Origin of the sequence: Kluyvera intermedia, from assembly GCF_034424175.1 — a bacterium.
Taxonomy (GTDB): domain Bacteria; phylum Pseudomonadota; class Gammaproteobacteria; order Enterobacterales; family Enterobacteriaceae; genus Kluyvera; species Kluyvera intermedia.
On sequence record NZ_CP139986.1, the window covers coordinates 3,137,578 to 3,150,245 of the forward strand.

At 53.5% G+C, this 12,668-nt stretch carries 14 protein-coding genes; 2 read left to right on the forward strand and 12 right to left on the reverse strand.

Annotated elements, in window-relative coordinates:
* Positions 1 to 20: 20 nt before the first annotated feature.
* The 10 genes from rlmC to U0026_RS15225 all read right to left on the reverse strand — a co-directional run bounded on the left by rlmC (position 21) and on the right by U0026_RS15225 (position 9,023).
* Complete coding sequence (rlmC, locus tag U0026_RS15180) at positions 21 to 1,148, reverse strand: 23S rRNA (uracil(747)-C(5))-methyltransferase RlmC (protein ID WP_062775038.1); 1,128 nt, start codon at positions 1,146 to 1,148, stop codon at positions 21 to 23.
* Positions 1,149 to 1,190: 42 nt separating this feature from the next.
* Positions 1,191 to 1,679: a YbjO family protein gene (locus U0026_RS15185; protein ID WP_062775080.1), complete on the reverse strand. Its 489-nt coding sequence runs from the start codon at positions 1,677 to 1,679 to the stop codon at positions 1,191 to 1,193.
* Positions 1,680 to 1,737: 58 nt separating this feature from the next.
* Complete coding sequence (gene potI / locus U0026_RS15190) at positions 1,738 to 2,583, reverse strand: putrescine ABC transporter permease PotI (RefSeq protein WP_062775037.1); 846 nt, start codon at positions 2,581 to 2,583, stop codon at positions 1,738 to 1,740.
* The gene (gene potH, locus U0026_RS15195; RefSeq protein WP_062775035.1) at positions 2,580 to 3,533 is read right to left on the reverse strand and encodes a putrescine ABC transporter permease PotH; all 954 of its coding nucleotides are present in this window, start codon (positions 3,531 to 3,533) and stop codon (positions 2,580 to 2,582) included. The genes potI and potH overlap by 4 nt, the downstream gene beginning before the upstream one ends.
* Before the next feature lie 9 nt (positions 3,534 to 3,542).
* Positions 3,543 to 4,676, reverse strand: a complete 1,134-nt coding sequence (gene potG / locus U0026_RS15200; RefSeq protein WP_062775033.1) for a putrescine ABC transporter ATP-binding subunit PotG — start codon at positions 4,674 to 4,676, stop codon at positions 3,543 to 3,545.
* Between the two features lie 237 nt (positions 4,677 to 4,913).
* A complete protein-coding gene (gene potF / locus U0026_RS15205; protein WP_062775032.1) occupies positions 4,914 to 6,026 on the reverse strand; it encodes a spermidine/putrescine ABC transporter substrate-binding protein PotF in 1,113 nt (370 codons plus the stop codon).
* A gap of 405 nt (positions 6,027 to 6,431) precedes the next feature.
* Entirely contained in the window at positions 6,432 to 6,911 is a 480-nt protein-coding gene (locus U0026_RS15210; RefSeq protein ID WP_062775030.1) for a type III secretion system chaperone family protein, read from the reverse strand.
* Positions 6,912 to 7,038: 127 nt separating this feature from the next.
* Positions 7,039 to 7,941 carry a 30S ribosomal protein S6--L-glutamate ligase gene (gene rimK / locus U0026_RS15215; protein WP_062775028.1) on the reverse strand — a complete coding sequence of 301 codons (903 nt, stop codon included), beginning with the start codon at positions 7,939 to 7,941 and terminating at the stop codon, positions 7,039 to 7,041.
* A 97-nt stretch (positions 7,942 to 8,038) separates the two neighbouring features.
* Positions 8,039 to 8,761 (reverse strand): oxygen-insensitive NADPH nitroreductase, encoded by a 723-nt coding sequence (gene nfsA, locus U0026_RS15220; RefSeq protein ID WP_062775027.1) that lies wholly within the window; start codon positions 8,759 to 8,761, stop codon positions 8,039 to 8,041.
* The gene (locus U0026_RS15225) at positions 8,745 to 9,023 is read right to left on the reverse strand and encodes a YbjC family protein (protein WP_062775025.1); all 279 of its coding nucleotides are present in this window, start codon (positions 9,021 to 9,023) and stop codon (positions 8,745 to 8,747) included. The genes nfsA and U0026_RS15225 overlap by 17 nt, the downstream gene beginning before the upstream one ends.
* Before the next feature lie 208 nt (positions 9,024 to 9,231).
* Here U0026_RS15225 and U0026_RS15230 point away from each other — a divergent pair, with 208 nt between their 5' ends.
* Entirely contained in the window at positions 9,232 to 9,495 is a 264-nt protein-coding gene (locus U0026_RS15230; RefSeq protein ID WP_062775024.1) for a GrxA family glutaredoxin, read from the forward strand.
* 21 nt (positions 9,496 to 9,516) lie between these two features.
* On the opposite strand, the gene U0026_RS15235 is transcribed toward U0026_RS15230, so the two are convergent.
* On the reverse strand, positions 9,517 to 9,903 hold the full coding sequence (locus tag U0026_RS15235; protein WP_062775022.1) for an inner membrane protein YbjM: 387 nt from the start codon (positions 9,901 to 9,903) through the stop codon (positions 9,517 to 9,519).
* Between the two features lie 275 nt (positions 9,904 to 10,178).
* Between U0026_RS15235 and U0026_RS15240 the strand changes: the two genes are divergently transcribed.
* Positions 10,179 to 11,867, forward strand: coding sequence for an aspartate:alanine antiporter (locus U0026_RS15240; RefSeq protein ID WP_062775020.1), 1,689 nt, complete (start codon positions 10,179 to 10,181; stop codon positions 11,865 to 11,867).
* 204 nt (positions 11,868 to 12,071) lie between these two features.
* Here U0026_RS15240 and U0026_RS15245 read toward each other — a convergent pair whose 3' ends face one another.
* Positions 12,072 to 12,617 (reverse strand): TetR/AcrR family transcriptional regulator, encoded by a 546-nt coding sequence (locus U0026_RS15245; RefSeq protein WP_062775019.1) that lies wholly within the window; start codon positions 12,615 to 12,617, stop codon positions 12,072 to 12,074.
* Between the last annotated feature and the right edge of the window lie 51 nt (positions 12,618 to 12,668).

The window sequence follows — 12,668 nt, forward strand, 5'->3', positions numbered from 1 at the left end:
TTTAGGGATGGGGTGAGTGTCTAACGCCGGACAAGCAACGTCAGAACTTCATAATGCGCCGTATGGGGGAACATATCGAACAGCTGCACTTTCGCCACCTGATACCCCGCGAGGTGAGTAAAATCCTTCGCCATACTTTGCGCATTACAGCTGGAATAAACGATAAACTCCGGCGCCATCTCACTTAAATAGTCGCACAGCGCCTTGCCAATACCGCGACGTGGCGGGTTCACCAGCACCAACTGTGGCACTTCACCCTGGGCGGTGGCGAACTGAGTAGAGTCCAGCGCCTGGAAGTGCAGCTTTTCTAAGCCTAATTCCGCCGCCGACTGTTTCGCGCAGGCAATGGCTTCTGGGGCGATTTCAATGCCGGTCAGGGTCATTTCCGGGGTGGCACAGTGCAGGCCAAAACCACCGACGCCGCAGAACAGATCCCACATATGATTCACCGGCAGCGCCCTCACCCAGTCACGCGCGGTGGCGTACAAGCTGCTTGCCACCGTCGGGTTAGTCTGGAAGAAGCTCTGCGGGCGGATCCACAGCGGCACGCCGTTAAAAGTTTCCGCCAGCGCTTGCTGCTGGGTGAAAAAGATCTCCTGCTCGCCTTCCATAATCGCCATATGCACCGGCTGAATATTAGCGGTAATCACCTTCAGCTGCGGCAACTGCGCCTGTAGCCACGGCAGCGCCGCGCGAAGTTGCTCAAGCTTGCTTTGCGAACGCAGTACAAAGCGCAGCATCATGCCGCCCTCTTTCTGGCTTTCGGTGAGCAGCACATATTTCAGCTCACCGCGCTTACGCGCTACGTTATACGGTGTCAGCCCTGCACGAGCGATAAACGGCTTAAGTGCCGCAAAGACCGGCGCAAAGGTTTCTGGATAGAGCGGACAGTCGGTTAAATCTTCCGGCGTACCGTCACGGTGCAGCATACCCAGCAGCGGCTTTTCGACGCTGCCGCTGACCACCATTTTGGCTTTATTACGAAAGCCTTGTTCCGGCCCGCTAACCGGTGCGCACCACTCGGCAACGGCGAAATCTGCCAGCAACGTCTGGAGATCGGCCATTTTGGCCGCAAGTTGCTCTGAAATCGGCTGCTCAATCCACTGACAGGAACGGCAACGGTCGGCATTAAAAAGTGCGCACTGCATAGAAAGACCTTCAAAAAAACGAGGGCGTGGATTGTATCACCGTTATTGTAAGCGGAAAAATCGACGCGAAGCTGGAGGGACAAAAAGCAGGAATAACACCAACAGGTCCGGCATTTTTTGCAGCACCAGTGAACGGAAGATTTCCCGTTTAGACTCCCCGGCAATGCTGAACAGTTCAGGGTAGCCGTAGCCCAGCGATGCAGCCCACAAATAGCTTGCGGCAATAACTTGGGTCAGCAGATAGACCCAGCGCGCCCAGTTGCGTCCTTTCACCAGCGAGAAGGCACAGCCAATCTCAACGAAGACCAGCACCAGAGAACTTAAGAATACCAACGTTAGCGTCCAGGTTTGCACGCTGCGATGAATAAAGTCGCCAATACCGGACAGCCCCAACAGGTTGAATATCATCAACAGATCAAGACAGCGGATTAAAATAATCGCGAGCGCAGCCACCTGCACCAAAGCAGGAACATTCAGACGGGCGTGCGTACGACGGCTTCGAGTAAACAATTCCAATGTATTGCCTTCCATGAAAACGATGCCGCGAAGGTTCGCGGCATCGACTGCATCCTTATCGATTTTAAGTGGATTATCCGCGTCTTGCACGTTGGATATCGCGCACACGTTGTTTTTCTGCGCGCGCCATCAGATACCAGGCGATTAATCCGACAATTCCGACGACGCCTAAGATAAGTGAGGCCAACGCGTTGATCTCCGGGTTCACCCCCATACGCACGCTGGAGAAGACCAGCATCGGTAAGGTGGTGGCCCCTGGGCCGGAAACGAAGCTGGCGATCACCAAATCATCCAGCGACAACGTGAAGGCCAGCAGCCAGCCAGAAATCACCGCCGGCATAATCATCGGCAGCGTGATGATGAAAAAAACCTTCAGCGGCGTCGCGCCAAGATCCATCGCCGCCTCTTCAATCGACCGGTCAAGCTCACGCAGACGTGAGGAGATCACCACCGCCACGTAAGCGGTACAGAAGGTTACGTGCGCCAGCCAGATGGTGAGCATGCCGCGATCCGCCGGCCAGCCGATAGCATGTGCCAGCGCCACAAACAGCAGCAGCAGCGACAGGCCGGTTATCACATCAGGCATCACCAATGGCGCGGTGATCATAAAGGCAAACCCGTTCGATCCGCGAAAACGTCCAAAGCGAACCATCACCATGGCCGCAATGGTCCCAAGCACTGCCGCCATAGTGGCAGCCGCAGCAGCAATGGTCAGGCTAAGGCCCACCGCGCTCATCATCGCGTCATCACGGAATAGCTCGCCGTACCAGCGCGTCGACCAACCCGCCCAAACGGTCACCAGCTTCGAGCTGTTAAACGAGTAAATCACCAGCATCAGCATCGGCGCGTACAGGAAGGTAAACCCAATCACCAGAATCAGGATGCGCCACGGCGAACGCACGACCGGTAAGTTATTCATCCGTGATCCCCCATCTGTTTTTGCTGATATTTGTGGAACCACATGATCGGCACGATCAGCAACAAGAGCATGACGATCGCCACCGCCGAGGCCACCGGCCAGTCGCGGTTGTTGAAAAACTCCTGCCACAGCACGCGACCAATCATGATGCTGTCCGGGCCACCCAGCAGTTCCGGGATCACAAACTCCCCGACCGCCGGGATAAACACCAGCATCGATCCGGCAATAATCCCGCCTTTGGTCAGTGGCACAATCACGCTAAAGAAGGTTTTCAGCGGGCGGACGCCGAGATCCAGCGACGCTTCCACCAGTGAATAATCAATACGTGTGAGCGCGGTATAAATCGGTAACACCATAAACGGCAGATAGGCGTAAACGATGCCGATATAGACGGCCAGGTTGGTATGCAGAATAGTCAGCGGCTGGTCGATAACGCCTAACCACATCAGGAAGTTGTTCAGCACTCCGTTGTTTTTGAGGATCCCCATCCAGGCGTAGACACGAATCAAAAACGAGGTCCACGACGGCAAGATAACCAGCAGCAGCAGGATATTACGGGTCGACGGTTTGCTGTGCGCCACCGCCCAGGCCAGCGGGTAACCAAGCAGCAGACAGAAAATCGTTGAGATCCCCGCCACCTGAAGCGACTGTAAATAAGCCTCAAAATAGAGCGGATCGTCGGTCAATTGCAGGAAGTTGGCGAAATTCAGGGTCAGGGATAGCTGACCATCCGCCCATTCCATTAAATCGGTGTACGGCGGGATCGCTCGCGCCATTTCGGCGAGGCTGATTTTAAACACAATCAAAAACGGCAGTAAAAACAGCAGGATCAGCCACACATACGGCAGCGCAATCACCAACTTGCGACCGTGTTTCATATTGATACGCGCCAGCCACAGGGCGATACCGCCCGGTTTATGCGGACGCGCCGGAGGTTCATAAATACTCATCGCCGCTCCTTAAACCGTCAGTACCACACAGCTATCGGCTTCCCAGCACAGACGCACTTCATCGCCCCAGGTCGGTAGCCCTTTCTGGTAGCGATGTTCGTTCTGTAGCTGAGCGCTGATCATCTGGCCGCTTTTGAGCCGCACGTGGTAAATGGAGAGATCGCCGAGGTAAGCGATATGTACCACCTCGCCGACGGCAAAGTTGTAGCCGTCGGCAGGCGGGTCTTCGCAGAGCATGATTTTTTCCGGACGCAGCGCCACGTACACCGGCACGTTATCGACAACCGAAGCATCCGGGTCAACTTTCAGCGGGTGAACCAGCCCCGGCGAATCTATCACCAGACCATCTTCCTGACGCGCTTTCAGCAGCCCTTCAAAGACGTTAACCGAACCGATAAATTCAGCGCTGTAACGGGTGGTGGGATGCTCATAGATCTCTTCCGGTTCGCCAATTTGTACGAATTTCCCCCGGTTCATGATGGCGATACGCCCGGCCATAGTCATCGCTTCTTCCTGGTCGTGGGTGACCATCACGCAGGTGGCACCGACACGCTCCAGAATATCCACCACTTCCAGCTGCATCCGGTCGCGCAGTTTTTTATCCAGCGCGCCCATGGGCTCGTCCAGCAGCAGCAGTTTTGGTCGTTTTGCCAGGCTGCGTGCCAGTGCCACGCGCTGACGCTGACCGCCGGAAAGCTGATGCGGTTTGCGTTTAGCAAATTCCTGCATATGCACCAGGGTGAGCATTTCGGCCACGCGGGCGGTAATTTCGGCTTTCGGCAGCTTGTCCTGCTTTAAGCCGAAGGCGATGTTCTGCTCAACGGTCATGTGCGGGAAAAGCGCGTAGGACTGGAACATCATGTTAATTGGCCGCAGATACGGCGGAACCTGCGCCAGGTCGACGCCATCGAGGATAATTTGCCCAGCTGTCGGCTGCTCAAAGCCTGCCAGCATACGCAGCAGGGTTGATTTACCGCAGCCGGATGCGCCCAGCAGGGCAAAGATTTCGCCTTTATAAATGGTGAGGTTGACGTCATCAACGGCGTGCTGACCGTCAAAAGACTTGCTCAGGTTACGGATTTCCAGCAGCGGGGTAAGCGCTTTGCGGGTTTTCGCCTGTGGGCGGGGAATAGCGTCGTTCAATCGGGTGCTCTCCGGCAAAAAACAAATATCGACATGACCCGGTTGTCATATCAACCCCTGGTACACGGTCTAGGGCCGGTGTCCAGATTGGGGCAGTTGCACTGCCCCGGTGCATAACCATCACCATTCAGTCGCCCAGCCGAACGAAGTGACGCCGGGGAACTCCCCGGAGTCGGTGCTAACGCACCTCGTCCGGGCTACTGATGCGCAATCGACATCATCTTTCGGTTGGTTGATTTATTTGCCGCTTTTCACTTTGGTCCATGCGCGCGTTCTGACGCGGTCGATCTTCGGCTCCTGCACTTTCAACGTGAACAGTTTGGCGAACACATCGGCAGGTGGATAGATCGCCGGGTTATCGCGAACTTCGGCACTGATAAGTGGCGTAGAAGCCTTGTTACCGTTGGCGTAGAACACGTGGTCGCTGATATGCGCAATCACGTCCGGACGCATCAGATAGTTGAGGAACTGATAGGCTTCATCTTTGTTTTTCGCATCTGCTGGCATCGCGAACACATCAAAGAACGCCAGCGCTCCCTCCTTCGGAATGAAGTAAGAGATATTCACGCCGTTTTTCGCCTCTTTCGCGCGGTTCGCTGCCTGCCACACATCGCCTGCCCAGCCAATCGCGACACAGATATCGCCGTTAGCAAGGTCGTTAATGTATTGCGAAGAGTGGAAGTAACGGATATTTGGACGCAGTTTCAACAGCAGATCGGTCGCCGGGCCGGTGTAATCGTCGGCTTTCATGCTGTTCGGATCTTTGCCTAAGTAGTTAAGCACGGTGGCAAAAATTTCTTCCGGAGCATCAAGGAACGACACGCCGCAGCTTTTCAGCTTCTCGAGGTTTTCCGGTTTCATCACCAGATCCCAGCTGTTAAGCGGCGCATCTTTGCCCAGCACGGCTTTGACTTTATCGACGTTATAGCCGATACCGGTAGTCGCCCACAGATATGGGAAGGCGTATTTATTATCCGGGTCGTGTTTAGCCACCAGCTTCAACACTTCCGGATCCAGATTTTTCCAGTTTGGCAATTTGCTCTTATCAAGCGGCTGGAAGACCCCAGCGGTGAGCTGACGCTCAAGGAAGCTGGCGGATGGCACCACCAGGTCAAAACCGGTGCTGCCCGCCATCAGTTTGCCTTCCAGTACTTCGTTGGAGTCAAAGACGTCGTACACCACTTTAATACCGGTCTCTTTTTCAAAATTCGCGACGGTATCCGGGGCGATGTAATCAGACCAGTTATACACATGGAGCGTTTTTTGTTCTGCAGCGAGCACGCTTGCCGAGGCGGCCATCAGCGCACCTGTTACCAGACCCGTTAACCATTTTTTATTCAAGGCGGCCATTTCTCTTATCCTTCTCGTCGCCCGTTAACAAACGGACTCAATATACGCAATTTAGAGTATGCAGAAATCATGCATATTATTTCGGATTACATGAAAGAGAAGAGACCGGGCTCCCCTGCAGTCATTGCTCGCTGTACCGATGCAAAATCCTCGCCAACAATGATTATTGCTAGCAATTAAGAGGGGCGCACCAATATGTCGCAAGAATAACTGTAGCCCGTGTCAGAGGCTATAGGGCAGTGAAAAAAACGCCTTTTATCAATTTTTTATGCAAGATCACTCTATCTGATAAGCCAAAAGCGGCAATCAGGTAGTGAAAGAATCTTTAAAAATAGGTTAAAAGTAGAATAAAAGAATGTAATACGCAGCCACCATGGCAGTGACTGCGCTATTTAGCGGGCGGGATTAGTGAAGAAAATGGTACTGAGTCTCTTCCTGCGGCTGCTCTTCGTCTTCCGTTTTATACAGCAGATCGTGGGCGGAAGCCTCAAGGATCACCATTGAGATCTGCTCTTCACTGTGCTGCATAAACGATGCGAATTGTTCGAAGGTCAAACCCGCAGCGGCGGATAAAGACTGGCAAACCACCAGCTTTGGCAGATTATCATCCTGCATATCAAGGAACGCTTTCACGGTGAGCGAACTGGCGTTAATCGCCGACAGATCGGCTGCCAGCGCCAGTAATGCAGATGGTTTGACCTCCGCCAGTGCAGAAAACAGCACGACGTTATCAATGAGATCAACTTTGGCATCGAAGATACCATCAAAATTTTGCATATGCGGCAGGTGCAGCGCCTGACAGGTGTCGCACTCAAAAAAGCTCATGCCCATTTCGTCGAGCCACTGACGTAACGTATCCAGACTCGGGACGACGAGAGAATCCATATTGCCTATGACCTCATGCAGTAAAGTAATGATCCAGAGAAACAAACTACCGAGCAGTTGCCCGGTATAAGAACGATTTTAGCGCACAGTCTACGCAAAAATACCGATGCATACCACGATAGCCGGGCTATCCCCCCATTTTCAGGCAAAAACCAGGATGCGCCTGACGCTCGATCCATTCGATCATCTTACCCGCGACATCAACGCCAGTGGTGGACTCCACCCCTTCCAGCCCCGGCGAAGCGTTAACTTCCATCACCAACGGCCCGCGTTTAGCGCGCAACAGATCCACCCCCGCCACATCAAGCCCCAGCGTTTGCGCCGCTTTAACGGCAATCTCGCGCTCAGCGGGCGTGATATCGGCCACCGTCGCCACGCCGCCGCGATGCAGATTCGAGCGGAAATCGCCTTCTTTTGCGCGTCGTTCAATGGCGGCCACGACTTCATCGCCGACCACCAGACAACGGATATCGCGGCCTTTGGCTTCCTGGATGTATTCCTGCACCAGAATATGCGCATTTAAACCGCGAAACGCATCCACCACGCTCTCTGCGGCCTGCCGGGTTTCAGCCAGTACGACGCCAATCCCCTGCGTACCTTCTACCAGTTTCACCACCAGCGGCGCGCCGCCGACCATATCAATAAGGTCGCTGGTATCATCCGGTGAGTGGGCAATACCGGTAACCGGTAAATCAATGCCCTGCCGCGCCAGCAGCTGTAAGGAACGCAGCTTGTCGCGCGCGCGGGTAATCGCCACCGACTCGTTTAATGGGTAGCTGCCCAGCATTTCAAACTGGCGCAGCGCCGCCATACCATAATAGGTAATCGCCGAGCCAATACGCGGGATGACCGCATCATAATGCGGCAGTTTTTGCCCTTTATAGTGGATAGACGACGCCGATGGATTAATGTTCATATAACAAGAAAGCGGGTCGAGCACTTCAATAATATGGCCGCGACGTTTAGCCGCCTCGCGTAGACGTTTGCATGAATAGAGCGTTCCATCCCGGGACAAAATGGCAATTTTCACCCTTTACCTCTCCAAAAGACCTCAAAAAAGCCGACATATCATACTGCGCAAGGCAGGCCTGATGCATGCGCCCGACCACAGATTTCTGCTTTACCGATTAGCGCGTGGCCCAGCCCTGCTGGTGCAGATAATCCAGAATAAAGGGCCGATTTTCTTTAATCAGCGTACGGCGTATATGGTCGCTCCAGGTATCCCGGCGCGCATTGGTGCTGCGCGACAGATAATACTGCGCCAACTGTTCGTCATATTTGTCCAGCTCGGCCTTGTCCAGCGGCTGGTAGTGATTTTCATGCACCAGCAGCGTGGCAGGCAGACGCGGTTTCAGATCCGGCTGACTGGCAGGCCAACCGAGGCACAGCCCAAACAATGGCAGCACGTGTTTTGGCAGCTTCAGCAGATCGGTCACCGACTGGATATTGTTACGCAGGCCACCGATATAGACGCCGCCAAGCCCCAGCGATTCCGCTGCGGTGAGTGCGTTTTGCGCCATCAACGAGGTGTCGACCACGCCAAGCAAAAGCTGTTCCGCCAGCCCCAGTTGCGCATCCGGGCAAATCTGTAAGAGGCGATTAAAGTCCGCGCAGAATACCCAGAATTCAGCCGCCTGGCCGACGTGAGCTTGTCCACCGGTCAACTCAACCAACTGCGCGCGCATATTCTTATCGGTCACACGAATAATCGAGGTGCATTGTAAAAAGCTGGAACTCGAGGTCGCCTGTGCGCTGGCGATAATTGCATGACGCTGGTCGTCGGTTATCGGCTCGCCGGTGAACTGGCGAATAGAGCGATGGTTTAGCAGAACCTCAATGGTCGGTGTCATCTTTTTTTTCCTTTTTTTGCGGCGGATTCGGATTCATAAGCTGCGGCGCAACAGCACGGGCGATACCCCAGAAGAGCGCACCCGCAGCGGGCAGCATCAGCGCAATACCGACGAAGATCATCACCACCGCGGCCAGTTGGCTGGCAAAGGGGGCTGGCAAGGTGATGTACTGATTGAGCGACAGCCATGCCGTCGCCAGCACCACCATGCCGATCCCCTCAAGAATTAAAACGCTTTTCGGTAGTGCTCCAAGCGAACGCATGCTTCTTCTCCTGCGATCCGTTTCCGCATCTTTATGTCGTTATCGACGAGTATAACGGCATGCTCACAAAAAATATTTAACCAAACATAGCCTGAATGAATCGTAACAACAGGCAGAACCTTCTTTCTCTTCCGGCTCAGGCACGGCATCATAGGTGTCATTCGCCGAGAGGCACATTGATTATTCCGCTCGTTTAAGGAGAGACATTATGTTTGCTGTTATTTTTGGTCGTCCTGGATGCCCTTACTGTGTTCGCGCAAAAGAGCTGGCGGAGAAACTGACTCAAGAACGTGACGACTTTAACTACCGTTACGTGGATATTCATGCAGAAGGGATCAGTAAGGCTGATTTAGAAAAAACAGTGGGTAAACCGGTAGAAACCGTGCCACAGATTTTTGTCGACCAGCAGCACATTGGCGGATGCACAGACTTTGAAGCCTGGGCAAAAGAGAATCTCGGCCTGTTTGCCTGATAGTGATTCCAGCGCCCGCTCCTACAGCGGGCGTTTTCCTTCCCGACGCTTATCGTGTAGCAGTGAACTGACAAACAGAAAACACAACGCACCGAGCGCACACCAGAACACGGCGCTGAACAACCAAGCCAGCTCCTGCCACAATGAACGATCGCTACTGAGAAAAAGACGTGTCAGTAACAGGCACAGCGGCGCGGCCAGAATAGCGCCCAACAGGGGACGCAGCACCCGACGGCGTGAAGAGATAAAGCTTGAAACAACGCCTGGGATGATAAAGAACAATAGCCCCAATTCAGGATTTCCTGAAGTGCGAAAAGCCCCCTTCACCTGCATCACCAGTGAACAAAAAACCACTATAAATAATATAAAGCAGCAAATTATACCTGCCCAACCGCGTTCAGTTTTCACACGCTTCTCCTGAAAATTATCTCTATCAAAATCCAGACTTCGTCCATTTGGACGCTCAGTCAGATAAAGTCACTGGCCTTCCATGCCAAAACAGTTCTGTGCTAAAAGCGATTGTTGCTAGCCGTAGCAGTCAGGAACGATTAAACTACCGACCGCTATTTTCTGGTTATTCTTCGGGTACAGGATAGCAGCACTCCTGCCATAACCCTTGGTCAACAGTAGACCAAATAACCATTCCTTTCAACACGTTACTGGTAAACAATAAGTTAGACTCCGTGAATATAAACGTCGCAGATTTGTTAAACGGGAATTACATCCTGTTATTATTCGTGGTATTAGCGCTGGGGCTTTGTCTTGGCAAATTGCGCCTGGGCTCCATCCAACTTGGTAATTCCATTGGCGTTTTAGTGGTTTCGCTCTTATTAGGGCAACAACACTTCAGTATTAACACTGAGGCACTAAACCTCGGATTTATGCTGTTTATTTTTTGCGTCGGCGTAGAAGCTGGCCCCAACTTTTTTTCTATTTTCTTTCGCGACGGCAAGAATTATCTGATGCTTGGCCTGGTCATGGTCGGCAGCGCTCTGCTGATCGCCCTGGGTCTGGGTAAGCTGTTTGGCTGGGACATCGGCCTGACGGCCGGTCTGCTCGCTGGTTCAATGACATCCACGCCGGTGCTGGTTGGTGCGGGCGACACGCTACGACATTCCGGAATGGAAGCCAGCCTGCTGGCGCAGGCACAAGATCACTTAAGCCTCGGCTACGCACTAACCTACCTGATTGGTCTGGTCAGCCTGATTGTCGCCGCCCGTTACCTACCTAAATTCCAGCATCAGGATCTGCAAACCAGCGCCCAGCAAATTGCGCGCGAACGTGGTCTGGATACCGATACTAACCGTAAAGTCTACCTGCCGGTTATCCGTGCCTACCGCGTCGGCCCTGAACTGGTCGCCTGGGCCGACGGTAAAAATCTGCGCGAGCTGGGCATCTATCGCCAGACCGGTTGCTACATCGAGCGTATTCGCCGTAACGGTATTCTCGCCAACCCTGACGGCGACGCAGTGCTGCAAATGGGCGATGAAATTTCACTGGTGGGCTACCCTGATGCGCATGCACGTCTCGACCCCAGCTTCCGTAACGGTAAAGAGGTGTTCGACCGCGACCTGCTGGATATGCGCATCGTCACCGAAGAGATTGTGGTCAAGAACCACAATGCCGTTGGTCGCCGCCTGGCGCAGTTGAAGCTGACCGACCACGGCTGCTTCTTAAACCGCGTAATTCGCAGCCAGATTGAGATGCCGATTGACGACAACATCGTGCTAAACAAAGGTGACGTATTACAGGTGAGCGGTGACGCCCGCCGCGTGAAAACCGTCGCTGACCGTATCGGCTTCGTCTCAATCCACAGTCAGGTCACCGACCTGCTGGCCTTCTGCGCCTTCTTTATCGTCGGCCTGATGATCGGCATGATCACCTTCCAGTTCAGCAACTTTAATTTCGGCATTGGTAACGCGGCAGGCTTGCTGTTCGCCGGTATCATGCTGGGATTCCTGCGTGCCAACCATCCAACGTTTGGCTACATCCCGCAGGGTGCGCTGAATATGGTGAAAGAATTTGGCCTGATGGTCTTTATGGCAGGCGTCGGCTTAAGCGCGGGCAGCGGCATTGGTAACGGTCTTGGCGTAGTCGGCGGACAAATGCTGGTCGCTGGACTGTTCGTAAGCCTGGTGCCGGTAGTGATTTGTTTCCTGTTCGGCGCTTACGTACTGCGCATGAACCGCGCGCTGCTGTTTGGCGCCATTATGGGTGCCCGTACCTGTGCCCCGGCAATGGAAATCATCAGCGATACCGCGCGCAGCAACATCCCAGCGCTCGGCTACGCGGGAACCTATGCCATCGCTAACGTATTGTTAACGCTCGCCGGTACGCTGATTATCATCATCTGGCCGGGAATAGGCGGCTAGCGCTGGCTTTGGGGCAAACAAAGAAAAGAAAATTATTTTTGCGCAACGCAGAACTTTTCAGTCAGGCGCGAGTCTTAATTAGTGCCACTGCTTTTCTTTGATGTCCCCATTTTGTGGAGCCCATCAACCCCGCCATCTTTGGTTCAAGGTTGATGGGTTTTTTGTTGCCTGAATTTCAGTATGAATTAAAACAACAGGTTATTTTCAGCACTCCCCCGCTATCCGACCCACCATTTTTCGAATCTCCTCATGCGTCAGCGGCTGGCGGTCGGTGACAAAATGCAGCGTCATCCCTTCAATAAACGCATCCAGCGCACGGGCGGTGCTTGGATCAAACCACTGCTCCAGCGTCTGCTGGCTGCGGTGCATCCAGTTTTGCATAACCGCCTTAAGCGAAGGCGTGCTGCTGGCAAGGGCATAAAGCTGATACATCAGCGTCATATTTTTCGGCGTTGTCACCTGGCTGCTGAAAATAAGTTTTGCCACCGCGTCACAGGCATCGTCTTTGGTCGTCACGCCAATAAAAAAGTCCGCGTACTCTTGCGACATGCGGGCGGTAAAGGTGCTGAACGCCTCGCCCAATAACGCTTCGATACCGTCAAAATAATAGGTCATTGAACCTAACGGTACATCGGCACAGCTGGCAATTTTACGATGCGTTACCGCGCCAATTCCATGGATAGCGATCGTCTCAATTGTCGCATCAATGATTCGTTCCCGGCGCTGCGGATCGTTCGGTCGGCGAGCCATAATTATCCTCTTTCAAATTATGTACAAATGTACACAAGCTTGTTAGTGTTG

Excerpts from the sequence above, each read along its gene's own strand:
- rlmC (WP_062775038.1), bottom strand. The coding sequence starts at position 1,148 with ATGCAGTGCGCACTTTTTAATGCCGACCGTTGCCGTTCCTGTCAGTGG.
- U0026_RS15185 (WP_062775080.1), bottom strand. The coding sequence starts at position 1,679 with ATGGAAGGCAATACATTGGAATTGTTTACTCGAAGCCGTCGTACGCAC.
- potI (WP_062775037.1), bottom strand. The coding sequence starts at position 2,583 with ATGAATAACTTACCGGTCGTGCGTTCGCCGTGGCGCATCCTGATTCTG.
- potH (WP_062775035.1), bottom strand. The coding sequence starts at position 3,533 with ATGAGTATTTATGAACCTCCGGCGCGTCCGCATAAACCGGGCGGTATC.
- potF (WP_062775032.1), bottom strand. The coding sequence starts at position 6,026 with ATGGCCGCCTTGAATAAAAAATGGTTAACGGGTCTGGTAACAGGTGCG.
- U0026_RS15210 (WP_062775030.1), bottom strand. The coding sequence starts at position 6,911 with ATGGATTCTCTCGTCGTCCCGAGTCTGGATACGTTACGTCAGTGGCTC.
- nfsA (WP_062775027.1), bottom strand. The coding sequence starts at position 8,761 with ATGACACCGACCATTGAGGTTCTGCTAAACCATCGCTCTATTCGCCAG.
- U0026_RS15225 (WP_062775025.1), bottom strand. The coding sequence starts at position 9,023 with ATGCGTTCGCTTGGAGCACTACCGAAAAGCGTTTTAATTCTTGAGGGG.
- U0026_RS15230 (WP_062775024.1), top strand. The coding sequence starts at position 9,232 with ATGTTTGCTGTTATTTTTGGTCGTCCTGGATGCCCTTACTGTGTTCGC.
- U0026_RS15245 (WP_062775019.1), bottom strand. The coding sequence starts at position 12,617 with ATGGCTCGCCGACCGAACGATCCGCAGCGCCGGGAACGAATCATTGAT.